Source organism: Oceanisphaera marina (assembly GCF_014643915.1).
Lineage (GTDB): Bacteria > Pseudomonadota > Gammaproteobacteria > Enterobacterales > Aeromonadaceae > Oceanimonas > Oceanimonas marina.
In genome coordinates, this window is record NZ_BMKE01000008.1 from 104,708 (window position 1) to 120,785 (window position 16,078).

Consider the following 16,078-nt stretch of genomic DNA (forward strand, 5'->3'; position numbering starts at 1 on the left):
CATTGGTAACTAATTTACCAAAATATAGGGATTTTTTTATGAGGTCAATGAAAGATATGCCCCCGTAAACCTTCTTGTATCCTCGTATCAAGAAGTACATATCAACGAAAAACCTTGCTTGTTGGCAATAAATCTTACTTTAAGTGGGGTGGGTAGGTCTTTATGTTGCACTTTCGCTAATGCTGGAACAATGTAAAGGTTGAGGTGTTATGTTGTTTTATTACAACGGTGTGCGGTCTTTGTTTGATCTTGCTCGCACTTTTCATGGTCAGCCGATTGCCAGTATGTCCCAGTAAAGATGAATATCCCGTGCCTTTAAGGCATAAATAATCACTTTTTTCGATTTTTAATACAGGTTTCACAATAATAATTAAATGAGACGTAATTCGTTTGAGGTAAAATTACTTGCGATTAGATCAGCTCCGTTTGCCTCTATTCTAGAGCATGCCGGATTATCTGCTCATCGGCATGACAGCCTATCAGTAAGCCGGTATCCTGCTTTATATACCTTGTAGACGGAAAAAGTGATGAAACCCATAAAAACCTGGGCCCAGTATTATGTTGATCTGATGACCAAGCTGGGCATTGTTCGCTTTAGCATGGTGTTGGCTGCCTGCATCATACTGCTGGCTATTTTTATCCAGGTAGGGGTGACCTTGTTCCTTCGTGGAACCGTGGAGCCCATCGACATGGTACGGTCTGTTTTCTTCGGCTTGCTGGTGACGCCGTGGGCGGTGTATTTCTTGTCGGTGGTGGTCGATCAGCTTGAGGACTCTCGCCAGCGCCTGAGCCGCCTGGTGCAGCGATTGCAACAGATGCGAGAACGCGATCTCGAACTCAATAATGAGCTGCAAGAGAAAATACAGCTGCTTAATTGTCAGATAGAAGAAACCCACAAGGCGGAAATGGCGCGCCAGCAAGCCATTGAAGACCTGGAAGCAGAGGTCTATCAGCGTGAAAAGGCGCAGATGGAATCGCAAGAGCGCATGGCATTGCTACGTTCCTTTATCGATACCTCGCCGGATCTGGTGTATTACCGCAACGAGCTGGAAGAGTTCTCGGGATGTAACCGTGCCATGGAAGATTTGCTGGGCCGACAGGAAAAAGAACTGATTGGTCTGACTCCCTTCGACGTTTACCCCGCGGACGTGGCGGAAAAAGTAGTGGAAACCGACAAGGAAGTCTTTGCCCGCAACGAAAGCCAGACCTACGAGCAATGGCTGCAATATCCCGATGGCCATCACGCCTGCTTTGAGTTGCGCAAGGTGCCGTTTTTTGATCGTAATGGTAAACGGCTGGGGCTGTTGGGCTTTGGTCGGGATATTACCGAGCGCAAGCGCTATCAGGAGGAGCTGGAGAAAGCCAGTCGCGATAAAACCACCTTTATCTCTACCATCAGTCATGAATTGCGCACCCCCTTGAATGGCATAGTGGGGCTGAGCCGTATCCTGCTGGCCACCAAGCTGGCTAAAGAGCAGCGCCAGCACCTTAAAACCATTCATTTCAGCGCCGTGACCCTGGGTAATATCTTCAACGACATTATCGATCTGGACAAGATAGATCGCAGCCGGCTGGAGCTGGCGCCCGAGCCGATGGACTTCCCCGGCTTTCTGGATGATCTGGAGAGCCTTGCCCGACTGCAGGCCGAGCAGAAAGGCCTGTACCTGCACTTTGATCGAGATGGTGATATTCCCGACTGGATTCTGGCTGATGGCACTCGTCTGCGCCAGGTGCTGTGGAATCTGGTGGGCAATGCGGTGAAGTTTACCGATGACGGTGGCGTCACCATTCGCTGCATGGCCGATGAATTGACGCCCGGCGAAATTACGCTGCGTTTCGATATTGAAGATACCGGCATCGGCATTCCGGCCGAGCTGCAGAAGGAAATCTTTGCCTTGTACTTTCAGGTGGAAGGCGATAAATACGCCACCGGCACCGGTATTGGCCTGGCGGTCTCCCAGCAGTTGGTGGATGCCATGAAGGGCACCATAGAGCTGGACAGCGAGCCGGGTGAGGGTTCCTGCTTCAGTATCACCATCAGGGTACCCAGTACCTCGGCGCCGGTGGACGACCCTGTGGTGGCACATTTGCCGCCCTTGTCGATGCTGCTGGTGGAAGATGTAGAGCTGAATGTGACGGTGGCCTGTGCCTTGCTGGAAAAACTGGGACACAAGGTAACGGTGGCGCGCGATGGCGGCGAGGCGCTGGCCTGGATGGCGCAGGTGAACTTCGATCTGGTGTTTCTCGACATTCAGTTACCGGACATGACCGGCTTCGATATTGCCGCCCGATTGCGGCAAGAGGCGCGAGAAGAATCCAAACCGTTGCCGCCATTGGTGGCCCTCACCGCCAATGTGATCAGCGACAAAGAAGAGTATCTGGCTAAAGGCATGGACGATGCCATCAGCAAGCCGCTCTCTTCCAAGGCCATCAAGGGGGTGCTGGCCCGATTTTTTGCTCATAGACCCGACGCACAAGCGAAGCAAGCGCTGCCAGCTGCCTCGGTGAAGGCGCCTGCCAAGCTCCCTGCCGCCGAGCCTCACATTGATGAAGCCGTGATTCTAGATACGGTATTTTTGACCGACTATGTCGATACGGTTGGCGCGGCTATTCTATTGTCCAGCGTGGATATGCTGGATCGGATGGCCGAAGATTATCTGAACAAGCTCAACGGCTTTGTGGCCAATAAAGAGCAGGACGGCATTGTCGAAGAAGCGCATAAAATAAAAGGCGCCGCCGGCTCTGTGGGTCTGAAGCGGGTACAGCTGCTGGCTCAGCAAATTCAAAGCCCCGATTTGCCCGATTGGTGGCAGCAACTGGACGGCTGGGTGAGTGAACTCAATCATCATCTGGCCATGGATCTGCTGGTGCTGCGCGATTGGCTAGAGAGTCGGATATGAGTGATTATCAGCGTTTTATTTTAAGTGAACGGCAGCGACCCGCCACAGGGGACGAGACGGCGCTGAGCGCGATAGAAGTGGATCGCAGCCGTATCGTACAATGCTCACCGGTGCGGCGACTGCAGCAAAAAACTCAGGTGTTTCCGTTGGATGTGAAGGCCTCGGTGCGTAGCCGGCTGACCCACTCGCTGGAAGTAAAAGAAACCGGGCGTCAACTGGCATTGAGGGTACTGGCCGAGTTGGGCCCGGAGGTGGATCAGCAAGCCTTTGTCAGCCTGGTAGAAATGGCCTGCCTGCTGCACGATGTGGGCAATCCGCCCTTTGGTCATTTTGGCGAAGTGGTGATGATTGACTGGCTGCGCACTCGACTACCTTCCTTGTTCAAACAGGCGGTGGGCAGCGGATCGCGCCAGTGGCCCATGCTGATTGCGGACTTGCAGCAATTTGAAGGTAATGCGCAGAGCCTGCGCCTGTTGCACAGCCTGCAGGGGCTGAACCTGACCTTGAGTCAGTTGGCGGCCTTGCAAAAATACGTGCGCGGCGCCTATCAACGCCAGAGCCATGGTCCCTGGCAGCAAAAACCCGGTCATTACTTTAGTGAACGACCGCTGATACAGCAGATGAGAACGCTGTTTCCCACCACGACTCGAGGCCGCTATCCCCTGACCTTTTTAATGGAGGCGGCCGATGACATGGCCTATGGGGTGGCCGATCTGGAAGATGCAGTAGATCGCGGCGTCTTGAGCCTGGCGGAGCTGGAGCAGGCGCTGTTGAGTAACGGCAACGATTATCTTAAACAGTGCTGGCAGCAGGCGAAGGCGGATGACCCCGGCTTTTTCAGTCGCTTTCGCCAGAGCCTGAATGATGACTTGCTGGTTCTGGTCAGCGAGCAGTATTTGCTGCATCAGTCGGCGATTCTGGATGGCAGCCATAATTCCCCCCTGCTGGACGTAGAGCAGGCACCGGCGCAAGCGCTGCAGTGGTTGAAGGATTTTGCGCATCGGCAGGTGTTCAATCGTCGGGAAGTCGAGGCGCTGGAGCTGTCGGGATTTGCCGCGCTCAAGGGGGTGCTGGAAGCCTTTGCCCCCTTGCTTGCTCTGCCACAGCAAGAGTTTATCAGCCTAGAGCGCCGCCAGGATGCGGAAGGCCTGCTATTGCGTCGGCTATATCACAGGTTGCCGCCTCGTCATTTGGCGGCATATCGGCGCGACAGCCTGAATGCCGCCTTGTTTGAGAATGCCACCGAGCGAGAATGGTACTTCAGAGTCCGGTTATTGCTCGATTTTGTCAGCGGCATGACAGATACCTATGTGCTGGAAGAATACCGTTTGTTATGCGGATTTCAGGGCTAGGTTGTGATGCCATTATCAAGCCGTATTGGCGTTGCGGATTATCGAATACAAGAGTCGTAATATGAGCCTATGGCTGCCCCGGAGCCTGTTATTGCTGTCGTTATCCATCAGCGGCTTGTCTCAGGCGGCAGGCCCGGTAATGACCATGCATCAAGTGGTGTCCGGAGAAAGCTGGCGCATACTGGCAGGGCGCTATCAACTGAGTGAGCGCACATTGCGCCGGGATTTTAATGCTCGGCGTTTTATGGCGCCCTTAACCCCCGGGGAGTGGATTTGGGTGCCGGCTCGTTCGCCCCAAGACAATTCAATTTCGAGAAAAAACACAGCGGTATTGTCTGCTCCCCTGCCGATGCCCGAGGCTTTGGTCGAGCGGCCCGCCGAGCCGTTAACTCCTGCGCCCAGTCTGCCGCGACTGGGTCCGCCAGATCCGGCGCTTGCCCCAAAAACCGATAGGGTATTACTGACCCTGGCCACCGCAGCCAGAGCCGCGGCCACAGACAGGCTGGATCAGTTTGTAGAGCAGCAGGGAGCCACGCTGGCGGACAGCACGCTGTCGTTTGGTTCTCGTCAGCTCAGCGAGCTGCCTTGGCTCAATCCAGAACAATGGAGCTGGGATTATCAGCTGCCTTTCTTTGATAAAGCCCCCATGCTGAATAGCCGAATGGCACTGCCGATTATGTCGCAATGGCAAGGCGAGCTGGGGCTGGACTATCGGGGCGAACGGTTGACCTATCAGGCAGGCCTGCACTTTGAGCATCCGCTGACGAGTACTATCCGTGGCCATGTTGAACCCGTCATCGACTATCAGGCCGGTTGGGAGCACCAGCGCGGGGGAGTGCTGATGTTTTTGGATCATAAAGACTGGACCCTGGGCGCGGGCCAATATCAGCCGCTATCCGGCTGGCAGCAGCAGGCCGGTCGGCGTGAACGGCCGGCATCGGGTCAGGTATGGTTTGGTGAAGGACGGCTGGGAATGGTCCCGGGCTTGAGTGTGTCGAGCCGGTATTACCAGTGGCAGGGGCGCAAGCTTGACTTGTATGGCAGTGGTGATAAAGACAAGGCGGCCTTATCTCGACAGTGGTCGCTCAACTATTCGCCCTGGCGTATTTTTCGATTGCAAAGCTCGTTACTCAGCAACAGCGAAGATAATCTGGAATCCCGATTTCGCGTGGGAATCGAACTCCCCCTCGGCGTGGCCCCGGGGCTATGGTGGCAAAGCCTGATGGATAAGCCCCGTTACGACCATTATCAGCCGCTGCAGCACCATAAGGTCATGGTGCTGGAACACCAATAATCAGTTTTTCGAGCGGTACGCTTACGGCGTTAAGCTGTGTTGTCTCTCATGGCTCACGGATTTTTAGGTAAACGGGTAAATTCATCGTTGGCGAAGCTGGTGGGAACGGCGTTTTGCAGTATCGTTAGCAGCAGTATGGCTCGGGTTTCGCCATCGGCTTCCTGATAAATGGCTTCCAGCCCCGCGAAAGGACCCTGCTCGATGCGCACCGTATCCCCGGAGCGGGGGACATCGCTGAGTTTATCTCTTAATTCATCGCTGTCGCAGTGCAGCATCAAATCGTACACCAACTCGTCGGGGACTTCACAGGGGCCACCACCAAAGCGGATCAGGTTGCGCACCCCGCGGGTCGAGCCTATGGTGGTTGAGCTGGTCATACCCAGATCGGCACGCACGAAAATATAACCGGGAAACAGCGCTTCTATCCGGGTGACCATTTTGCGGCGCACGCGTTTTTTTACTTCGGCATAAGGATAAAATGCCTCTATATCCTGATTGGCCAGGTTTTGCAGCGCCCGCTCTTCTTCCCGGGGGCGGCAATGCGCCAAATACCATTTTTGCATGCATAACCCCTGATGTTGAATCTGATGGCGTTATTATGACAGCACAAAGTAAAAAGGCCACGGCAAGCCGTGACCTTGATGCTTTTCCAAACCGGATTTACCAGCCTTTAACCACGCCACCTTTAAACAGCTCAAGTGCAGCTTGATAGACTTCTTCGCTTTGATATGCCTTCACGAAGGTCTTGATACGCTCATCATCCTGGTTGTCTTTGCGGGCCACAATCAGGTTTACGTAAGGTGATTCCTTGTCTTCTACAAACAGGCTGTCACGACCGGGCAGCAAGTCGATTTGTGACGCATAAGTGGTGTTGATCACCGCCAGTGCCACGTCATCCAGCGAACGGGGCAGCTGTGGGGCTTCCAGCTCTATGATGTTCAGCTCTTTTGGATTGGCAGTAATATTCAGCGGCGTGGCTTCCAGACCTACGGCATCATCCACTTCAATCAATCCTTTCTGTTCCAGCAGCAACAGGGTACGGCCCAGATTGGTCGGGTCGTTCGGCACGGAAATCTTGGCACCGTTTTCCAGTTCATCCAGTGATTTTATGACCTTGGAATAGGCCGCAATAGGGTAAACGAAGGTATTACCCACGGCGATCAAGTCGTAACCACGGTCTTCAATCTGCTTGTCGAGGTAAGGCTGATGCTGGAAGGCATTGATGTCCAGGCTGCCATCACTCAAGGCGACGTTGGGTGTGACATAATCGCTGAACGAAACCAGCTCTACATCCAGATCGTATTGCTCTTTTGCCACCTTGACGGCAACTTCGGCTACCTGTTCTTCGGCACCGGCAATTACTCCCAGGCGCAGAGGCTTGGCGGCCGTTTCTTCAGCGGTATCTTTGGCTTGCTCACCACAACCGGCCAGCGCCAATGCCGAGGCCAGTACACTAACGGTAGTAAACGCTTTAAAACCTAACTTCATCGGGTAACTCCTTTTTAATCAACGATGATCAACATAAGCCACCAGACGTTCGCCGGCGCTTTGAATAATTTGTACCAGTACCACCAACATCACCACGGTAATCAGCATGATTTGGGGATCGAAGCGCTGATAGCCGTAACGAATACCCACATCCCCCAGGCCGCCACCACCAATGGCTCCGGCCATGGCGGAGTAGTTCACCAGCGTGACCAGGGTAATGATAATGCCATTAAGCATGCCGGGCAGCGCCTCGGGCAAAAGCACTTTCTGTACTATTTGCATGCGTTTTGCACCCATGGCCTGTGCCGCTTCTACCAGGCCGGCAGGAATTTCCATCAGCGCGCCTTCCATCAGGCGGGCGACAAAGGGAATGGCGGCCACGGTCAACGGTACCACGGCGGCAATGGTGCCGATACTGGTACCGACAATCATGCGCGTAAAGGGAATAATGGCCACCAGCAGGATGATAAAGGGAATAGAGCGGCCAATATTCACCACCGAGCCCAATATTTTATTGAAGGCGGCATGTTCCCAGATTTGACCGGGTTTGCTTACATGCAGGGCGATGCCCAGAGGAATGCCCAGGGCGCAAGCAATCAAGCCCGAGCCAAAGGTCATGATCAGGGTTTCCCATAGCGCTGATAACAGCAGATTAATCATGGCGTCGGACATAACCGAGTAACTCCACCTGAATTTTATGATCGCGAAGATAAGCCAGAGCGGCCTGTGTGTGTGCGGGCTCACCGTCCAGTTCGGCCAGCATAAAGCCAAACTTGACGCCGCCGGCATATTCCATATCGGCACTCAAGATGCTGACATCGACGTTCAGCTCCCGGCTGAGTATGGAAATCAGCGGGCTGTCTACGGTTTCACCACTGAAGCCCAATCGTACCAGAGGCAGGGCGCCGGGCAGGGGAGCCTCAACCAGGCGTTGCTGATATTCATCGGGAATATCCAGGTTGATGGTTGAGGCAATAAAGCGCCGAGCCAGTTCGGTTTTGGCATTGGCAAAAAACCAGGCCACATCACCTTGTTCAATTAATTCGCCGTCATTGATAATGGCCACCCGGTCGCAGATGGTTTTTACCACATGCATCTCGTGAGTAATCAGAAGTATGGTTAGCCCCAACTGGCGGTTGATGTCTTTTAACAGCGTAAGAATAGACTGGGTGGTTTGCGGATCCAGTGCCGAGGTGGCCTCGTCACACAGCAAGACCTTGGGGTTGGGCGCCAGGGCGCGGGCAATAGCCACCCGCTGTTTTTGACCACCGGATAACGCCTTGGGATAGGCATCGGCGCGATGGGACAGGCCAACCAGCTCAAGGAGTTCGGTTACGCGTTGCTTGATGGCTGACTTTTTCATGCCGGCCAGTTCGAGTGGCAAGGCGATGTTGGCGAAGACGGTACGTGACGACAGCAGGTTGAAATGCTGAAAGATCATGCCGATATTACGGCGCGCAGCCGGTAGCTGGCTATTATTGAGCAGTGTGAGATCCTGACCGTCGACCAGTACATTGCCTTCGGTAGGGCGCTCTAGCATATTGACGCAGCGGATCAGGGTACTTTTGCCAGCCCCGGATTCACCGATAACGCCCATGATCTGACCGGCGGCAACCTCGAGGTTGATATTACGCACCGCATGAACGGCATGTTCGCCTTCACCGTAGCGCTTATTGATATTAGTTAGCTTGATCATCGGAGGATGAGCCTTTGCGGTATGGTTATTCACTGCTTTAACAGATGAGTGTAGATACAAGTCATGCGAGCATAACTAATGGCAGCAGATGCTAGGCCGTCTGGACGTCCAAGTCAATGTAAAATTTATCTCTGCGCTGCTAACCTTTGGAGTAGGTATCTTTCTTGCTTATCGGTCAGCACTTGGGATAGGGTTCAAGCAACGTTATTTTCCGTGTATTCAGGCAACGAACGTAAGGAAAACGGGATAGGGTGCCAGTAATATTATCTTCCGTACCCTTCACGGAGCGAACTGTTAAGGAAAACGGATAGGATGCCAGTAATATTATCTTCCGTCCCCTTCGAGGAACGAACTGTGAAGGAAAGCGGATAGGGTGCCAGTAATATTATCTTCCGTCCCCTTCGAGGAACGAACTGTTAAGGAAAGCGGATAGGGTGCCAGTAATATTATCTTCCGTACCCTTCAAGGAACGAACTGTTAAGGAAAACGGATAGGATGCCAGTAATATTATCTTCCGTACCCTTCAAGGAACGAACTGTTAAGGAAAGCGGATAGGGTGCCAGTAATATTATCTTCCGTACCCTTCAAGGAACGAACTGTTAAGGAAAACAATGGGCCAGTATTTTCTGCGGCGATTACTGTTGCTGATCCCGACCTTCTTGGGAATCACCCTGGTGGTGTTTGCCATCACCCGTTTTGTACCGGGTGGGCCGGTCGAGCGCATGCTGATGGAAAGCCAGTTGGCCAGCAGCGAGTTCAGCCAGAGCTCTCGTGGCAGTCAGGTGCTCTCCGCCGAGCAAATCGATGAGCTCAAAGCCTTCTATGGTCTGGACAAGCCGGTGTTTGAGGCGTACTCAGACTGGTTGGGTAAGTTGGTGCGACTCGACCTGGGCGATTCCACCCGCTATTACCTGCCGGTGTGGGAGCTGATTAAAGAACGACTGCCGGTATCGGCCTTTTTCGGTATCAGCACCTTTATTCTGAGTTACCTGGTATCCATTCCTCTCGGCATCCTCAAGGCGCTCAAGCACAACAGCCGGTTCGACAGCATCAGTTCCATGTTTATCTACGCCGGTTATGCACTGCCCGCCTATGTGGTGGGTATTTTCCTGCTGACGGTGTTTTCCTTCCAGCTTGGCTGGTTTCCCATGGGCGGCTTTGTGGGGGATGATTTTTATTATCTGGATGGCTTCTGGCCGAAAACCTTCAATCTGTTCCATCACGCCCTGTTGCCCTTGATTGCCTACGCCATCGGCGATTTTGCCGTACTGACCATGACCATGAAAAACAGCCTGATGGAAAATCTGTCGGCAGATTATGTACGTACCGCCGTGGCCAAGGGGTTGCCGTTTCACAAGGCGGTCACCGGCCATGCCCTGCGCAACAGCATGATCCCCATCGCCAGCCACTTTGGTAACGTAATTTCGGTATTTTTTGCCGGCTCCTTCCTGATAGAAGTGATCTTCAACATCGATGGCCTGGGGTTGTTGGGTTATGAAGCGATTGTCGAACGGGATTATCCGGTGGTGATGGGTATTCTGGCGGTCACGTCTCTGATGATGCTGTTGGGCAACATACTGTCGGATATCTGCGTGGCTATGGTGGATCCCCGGGTGCGTTTCGATGGCTAGACTCTTTTCCGACCTCACCCATAAAAAGCTGCGCCGCTTTCGCAGTATTCGTCGCGGCTACTATGCCTTTTGCCTGTTTATGCTGATGGTACTGCTGGCGCTGACCGCCGAGCTATGGGCCAGCAATCGCGCGTTGCTGGTCAAATATGACGGACAGCTTTACTTTCCAACCTATGGTGCCGTGATCACCGGCGACACCTTCGGGCTGGATTATCAATACGAAACCAACTATCGCGAGCTGAAAGCGGTCTTTGCCCAGCAGCTCGATGCTAATCAAGCAAATTCTGACCAGGAACATAACTGGGTGTTGCTGCCCATAGTGCCCTGGAGCCCTTACGAGCAGGACTACAGCACAGGCAGCTTTCCGCCCACCGCCCCCAGCCTGACCCAACAGCACTATCTGGGCACAGATAATTCGGGGCGCGATATTCTGGCACGACTGGTCTATGGTTTTCGTACCGCTGTGGGGTTTGCCTTTATCGCCCTTACGGCCAGCTATGTGATTGGTGTGCTGCTGGGGTGCATGATGGGCTTTGTGGGCGGCAAGTTTGATTTGTTGTTTCAGCGTTTTATCGAAATCTGGTCTCAGGTGCCCTTCTTGTACGTGATCATGATATTGGTGTCCTTGACACAGCCCAATTTCATGCTGTTTGTCGGTATCAATGTCTTGTTCGGCTGGATGGGTATCACCTGGTACATGCGTACCCTGACCTATAAAGAAAAGGTGCGGGATTACGTATTGGCGGCTCGGGCGCAGGGCGCCGGGCTGTGGCGGATTATCGTGCATCACATTTTGCCCAACACCCTGGTGATGATAGTGACGCTGGCGCCTTTCACCGTGGTGGCTAACATTTCGTTATTGACGGCGCTCGATTATCTTGGCTTTGGTCTGGCGCCCCCCACGCCCAGTTGGGGAGAGTTGTTGCGCCAGGGTGTGAATCACCTGGATGCCCCCTGGATAGTGTCATCTGTGGTGACCGCCGTCTCTTTGGTATTGATTACAGTATCTTTTATTGGCGAGGCCATTCGCGAGGCTTTCGATCCTAAACATTTCTCTCGTTATGAATAGGCAGGGAATGCGATGAAAAAACTAATCACCTTATTGAGCAGCTGGCTGCTGGTGTGCAGTGTCAATGCCACCGAGTTACCGGAGCAACTGGAGTGGCTCACCAATAATGAAGATCCGGTATTTGCCTCTCCCGAGGCCAAGCGGGGAGGGGTGCTTAACAGTTGGTTGCTGAGTTTTCCGCTGACCTTTCGTACCGTAGGGCCTGACTCCAACACCTCGTTTCGCTCTTTTATTCTGGAAAACCAGCTCGGACTGTATGCGCTGCATCCTCAAACTGAGCGGCCGATTCCGGCTCTCGCTACTCACTGGGCCTTTGGCGACGATCATAAAACCATGTACTTCAAGCTGAATCCGGCCGCACGTTGGTCCGATGGCAAGCCGGTGACCAGTGACGACTTTTTGTTTGCACTGGAAATGATGCGCTCCGAGGTAATCCGAGCGCCCTGGTACAACAACTATTTCAGTGAAGAAATCGTCGATGTGACTGCGTATGACGCCCATACCCTGTCGGTGACGGCGGGCAGCCCGAAAAGCCAGCGCGAGTTATTGAATACGGTGGGGCTGGCACCCCAGCCCAGGCATTTTTACGAACTCAGCGATGATTGGGTGCGCCGTTACAACTGGGCTCAGGCCCCGGTAACCGGTGCCTATGTGATCGATGACGTGAAGCGCGGCCGCTCGATCAGCTTCAAGCGACTGGACGACTGGTGGGGTAACGATCTGACGTATTACAAGCATCGTTTCAACGTGGATGCCATTCGTTTGAATGTGGTGCGAGACATGAACATTGCCTATCGGCATTTTCTGCGTGGCGACATCGACACCTTTGGCCTGATTTTGCCGGAATGGTGGCACGATAAAACCGACACCCCTGAATATCGTAATGGGCTTATCAATCGCATCTGGTTTTATAACGACATGCCTCAAGGCGCGCAGGGGCTGCATCTCAATACCGCGCATCCCAGGCTGAGTGATGTGCGGGTACGGCAAGGCATTGCTCACGCCATCAACATGCAGCGCATGCTGGATACCATACTGCGTGGCGACTACGAACGCATGAACACTTTTGGCACCGGTTATGGTGACTTCATCGACCTCGACATTCGCGCACGGGCTTTTGATATTGAACGGGCCCGAGCCCTGTTTGCCGAAGCGGGTTATGACCAGCAAGGCCCGGGCGGTATTCTGCGTAATGCCGCCGGCGATACGCTTAGCCTGGCGGTCACCTATACCACTCAGGAACATACCTCGCGGCTGGCCATCTTGCGGGAAGAAGCGCGCAAGGCGGGGCTGGATCTGCAATTGAATCTGGTCGATGGCGCCACGGGCTTCAAGGCGATGCTGGAGAAAAAACACGAGGCGGCCTGGCTGGGCTGGGGCGGGGGTGGACTTTATCCTCAGTACTGGGAGTTTTTTCACTCACTCAATGCCGACAAACCGCAAACCAACAACCTGTTCAACATCAGCGATGCACAACTGGATACGCTCATTGAGCAATATAGAGTGACCATGGATCTGGATGATAAAGCCGATATATCCAGACAGATACAGCGTCGTGTAGATGAATTGGCCATTTTTATTCCCGGCTATCAGGTACCTTATACTCGGGAAGCCTACTGGCGTTATATCCGCCTGCCCGAGTTAAAAGGCACTCGTCATTCCCCGTCTTTATTCTGGCCAATGGAGGGGGCACCGCACAGTACCGGCGGTTTATTCTGGATCGATGCGGAGCTGAAAGCACAAATGAAGTCGGGGAAACCTCGCTTCGAGCCTTTGCTGGAAATAGATGAAACCTGGCGGCGCAAGGAGCAGTAATGGAGTCCTTGTTACGGGTCAAACAAATGGATCCCTTGCTGCAGGTTGAACATTTGGCCGTGAGCTTTACCACCGAAGCCGGCCAGTTTCGGGTGGTGGATGACGTGAGCTTTTCGCTGGCTGCCGGCCAGACCCTAGGACTGGTGGGGGAGTCGGGCTGCGGTAAAAGCGTCACCGCTTTGAGTCTGCTGGGGTTGTTACCCAAACCTGCGGGAAAAGTGGTGGCTGGCAGTGCCATGTTTCAAGGGCAGGATTTATTGAGCCTGACCGCCGAACAGCGCTATCGGGTGCGTGGCAACAAGATAGCCATGATTTTTCAAGAGCCAATGACGGCGCTGAATCCGGTGCATACCGTGGGCCGTCAGTTGATGGAGGTATATCAGCTCCACCAGCCGCAGATGACGAAACGCGAGCAGCAACAGGCGGCGGCCAAGATGTTGCATCAGGTCGGTATTCCCGAGGCACAAGCACGGCTGAAAGCCTATCCCCATCAGTTATCCGGTGGCATGCGCCAACGGGTGATGATCGCCATGGCACTGGCCTGCGAGCCAGACTTGCTGATTTGCGATGAGCCGACCACGGCGCTGGATGTGACCATTCAGGCGCAAATTCTGCATCTTATTCGGGAGCTGCAGCAAAGAACCGGTATGGCGGTGCTGTTTATCACCCACGATCTGGGCGTTGTTGCGCAAATCTGCGATCAGGTGCTGGTGATGTATGCCGGGCGCAGCGCCGAGCAAGCGGATGTGTTCACGCTGTTTGAACATCCGGTGCATCCCTATACTCAAGGATTACTGGCGGCGATCCCGCGTCTGGATCAGCCAGGCAAGACCCGACTGGCCACCATAGACGGTCAGGTCCCATCGCTAGAAGAGCAACCGAGCGGTTGCCGATTTGCCAATCGCTGTACTTACATGACAGCAGAATGTAAGCAACAGCCGGGTGTGGCATCGGTAAGCGCAGAGCATGACGTTTGGTGCCATCACTGGCGGGAGCCAAGGCGATGAAGGAAATACACAATACGCCCGCGCTTCCCTTGCTTCGCGTCGAGCAGCTACAGCAGCATTTTACGTTAGGCGGAGGCTTGTTACGGCGGGGCAAAACCCTGTATGCCGTTGATGGTATCAGCTTTGAGCTGCAAGCCGGACAAACCCTGGGGCTGGTAGGAGAGTCAGGCTGTGGCAAGTCGACGCTGGCGCGCGCTGTGCTTAAATTGCATGAACCCAGCGGCGGCCGACTTTTCTTTTCCGGCGAGGAGATCACCCATTATTCTCGATCACAAATGCGTCCGTTGCGCCAGGAAATGCAAATGGTGTTTCAAGACCCCCAGGAATCGCTGAATAGTCGCCACACCATAGGCACCATATTACAAGAGCCCTTTGTCATTCATGGTCTGGGATCGGCAAAAGAACGGCAGTTATGGGCGACAGAGTTATTGCAGCGGGTGGGGTTACCGGCCTCAGCGTTGGAACGCTATCCGCATGAATTTTCTGGCGGCCAACGCCAGCGCATCGGCATCGCCCGTGCCATGGCTCTCAAGCCCAGGCTGCTGGTGTGCGACGAGGCGGTATCGGCACTGGATGTCTCGGTACAATCGCAAATTCTGAATTTATTGCTGTCGTTACAGCAAGAGTATCAACTGGCAATCTTGTTTATCGCCCATGATTTGTCTGTGGTAAAGCACATCTCGGATCATATTGCCGTTATGTATCTTGGTCGTATCATAGAGCTGGCGCCCGCCGAAACACTCTATCGCCAACCTCGGCATCCCTATACTCAAGCGTTACTCGCCGCCATTCCAACGCCCGATCCTCGGCATAGAAAGGCGCCCATGATCCTGGAAGGCGAGCCACCATCACCGGCCAGCCCGCCATCAGGCTGCCACTTTCGTACCCGCTGTCGATACGTTGGCGATATTTGCATCAGCCAGAAGCCCGAACTGGCTGGCGACAGTCACAAAGTTGCTTGCCATTTTCATCAGCAAATCAGCAGCGGACAACGCTTGCCTCAAACCACCACTGGCTGTGATATTATTCCTACAGTAACTATGCCTAACCTCATAGCACCTTAAACCACAGGGCTTAAAGCCATAGCGCCCTAAACCACAGGAATGACCAGTGAGCACAGCAGCAATTTTTCTTGATCGAGATGGTGTTATCAACCAGGACACCGGCTATGTATCTAAAAGAGACGACTTTATCTTTATCGAAGGCGTAATGGACGCCATGAAACTGCTCAAGCAAAAAGGCTATCAGCTGGTGGTGGTGACCAATCAGTCGGGAATCGCGCGCGGCCTGTTCAGTGAGGATGACTTTATACGCCTGACCGAATGGATGGACTGGTCGTTGGCAGACAGAGACATAGTTCTGGATGGCATTTATTTCTGTCCTCATCATCCTAGCGAAGGTAAAGGTGCCGACACCAAAGAATGTTACTGCCGTAAACCTGCTCCGGGCATGTTCCTGGAAGCCATCGCCGATTTGGATGTAGATGTCAGTGCTTCGTATATGGTGGGAGATAAAGTGTCAGACCTACAAGCCGCCCAAGCGGCAGGTGTTGCACACTTGGTGTTAGTGCGTACCGGTAAAGACATTACGGCTGAAGGCGAGGCAATGGCCGAAGCTGTCTACTCGTCATTGACTGAATTTGCACAAAATATCCCCGCATTGGTGTAATGCAGCGCATATCGTTTTAAAAGTGACCGCTTGGATGGTTTTGTGCAAATTAGCACTTGCGCTAAATCTCTCGCTCCCTATAATGCGCATCCACTGACACGGGGCAACACGCCAACGGTCACAAGGGTTTGAAACGAACGAAACAAAGTTTGAATCAA

The 16,078-nt window shown here is 53.6% G+C and carries 13 protein-coding genes; 9 read left to right on the plus strand and 4 right to left on the minus strand.

Annotation, left to right across the window (positions count from 1 at the left end):
* Positions 1–527: 527 nt before the first annotated feature.
* The 3 genes from arcB to IEW52_RS06845 all read left to right on the plus strand — a co-directional run bounded on the left by arcB (position 528) and on the right by IEW52_RS06845 (position 5,546).
* Entirely contained in the window at positions 528–2,900 is a 2,373-nt protein-coding gene (gene arcB, locus IEW52_RS06835; protein WP_188629318.1) for an aerobic respiration two-component sensor histidine kinase ArcB, read from the plus strand.
* Positions 2,897–4,252, plus strand: coding sequence for a dGTPase (dgt, locus tag IEW52_RS06840; protein ID WP_188629319.1), 1,356 nt, complete (start codon positions 2,897–2,899; stop codon positions 4,250–4,252). The genes arcB and dgt overlap by 4 nt, the downstream gene beginning before the upstream one ends.
* Positions 4,253–4,313: 61 nt before the next feature.
* Entirely contained in the window at positions 4,314–5,546 is a 1,233-nt protein-coding gene (locus IEW52_RS06845) for an inverse autotransporter beta domain-containing protein (protein WP_188629320.1), read from the plus strand.
* Between the two features lie 53 nt (positions 5,547–5,599).
* Here the strand turns inward: IEW52_RS06845 and rfaH are convergent, their stop codons facing one another.
* The 4 genes from rfaH to metN form a co-directional block, all read right to left on the minus strand.
* Complete coding sequence (rfaH, locus tag IEW52_RS06850; protein WP_188629321.1) at positions 5,600–6,109, minus strand: transcription/translation regulatory transformer protein RfaH; 510 nt, start codon at positions 6,107–6,109, stop codon at positions 5,600–5,602.
* A gap of 97 nt (positions 6,110–6,206) precedes the next feature.
* Entirely contained in the window at positions 6,207–7,034 is an 828-nt protein-coding gene (gene metQ, locus IEW52_RS06855) for a methionine ABC transporter substrate-binding lipoprotein MetQ (protein ID WP_188629322.1), read from the minus strand.
* Positions 7,035–7,052: 18 nt separating this feature from the next.
* On the minus strand, positions 7,053–7,706 hold the full coding sequence (locus IEW52_RS06860; protein ID WP_188629323.1) for a methionine ABC transporter permease: 654 nt from the start codon (positions 7,704–7,706) through the stop codon (positions 7,053–7,055).
* Entirely contained in the window at positions 7,687–8,730 is a 1,044-nt protein-coding gene (gene metN, locus IEW52_RS06865; RefSeq protein ID WP_188629324.1) for a methionine ABC transporter ATP-binding protein MetN, read from the minus strand. Before metN ends, IEW52_RS06860 begins: the two co-directional genes overlap by 20 nt.
* Before the next feature lie 611 nt (positions 8,731–9,341).
* Between metN and IEW52_RS06870 the strand changes: the two genes are divergently transcribed.
* From IEW52_RS06870 to gmhB, 6 genes are read left to right on the plus strand one after another with little or no spacing between them, the layout of a single operon-like run.
* A complete protein-coding gene (locus IEW52_RS06870; RefSeq protein ID WP_188629325.1) occupies positions 9,342–10,361 on the plus strand; it encodes an ABC transporter permease subunit in 1,020 nt (339 codons plus the stop codon).
* Positions 10,354–11,430 (plus strand): ABC transporter permease, encoded by a 1,077-nt coding sequence (locus IEW52_RS06875; protein WP_188629326.1) that lies wholly within the window; start codon positions 10,354–10,356, stop codon positions 11,428–11,430. Before IEW52_RS06870 ends, IEW52_RS06875 begins: the two co-directional genes overlap by 8 nt.
* A gap of 12 nt (positions 11,431–11,442) precedes the next feature.
* Complete coding sequence (locus tag IEW52_RS06880) at positions 11,443–13,245, plus strand: extracellular solute-binding protein (RefSeq protein ID WP_188629327.1); 1,803 nt, start codon at positions 11,443–11,445, stop codon at positions 13,243–13,245.
* The gene (locus IEW52_RS06885; RefSeq protein WP_229667833.1) at positions 13,245–14,252 is read left to right on the plus strand and encodes an ABC transporter ATP-binding protein; all 1,008 of its coding nucleotides are present in this window, start codon (positions 13,245–13,247) and stop codon (positions 14,250–14,252) included. Before IEW52_RS06880 ends, IEW52_RS06885 begins: the two co-directional genes overlap by 1 nt.
* Complete coding sequence (locus tag IEW52_RS06890; RefSeq protein WP_188629328.1) at positions 14,249–15,316, plus strand: ABC transporter ATP-binding protein; 1,068 nt, start codon at positions 14,249–14,251, stop codon at positions 15,314–15,316. Before IEW52_RS06885 ends, IEW52_RS06890 begins: the two co-directional genes overlap by 4 nt.
* Before the next feature lie 46 nt (positions 15,317–15,362).
* Entirely contained in the window at positions 15,363–15,920 is a 558-nt protein-coding gene (gmhB, locus tag IEW52_RS06895) for a D-glycero-beta-D-manno-heptose 1,7-bisphosphate 7-phosphatase (protein ID WP_188629329.1), read from the plus strand.
* Positions 15,921–16,078 lie beyond the last annotated feature (158 nt).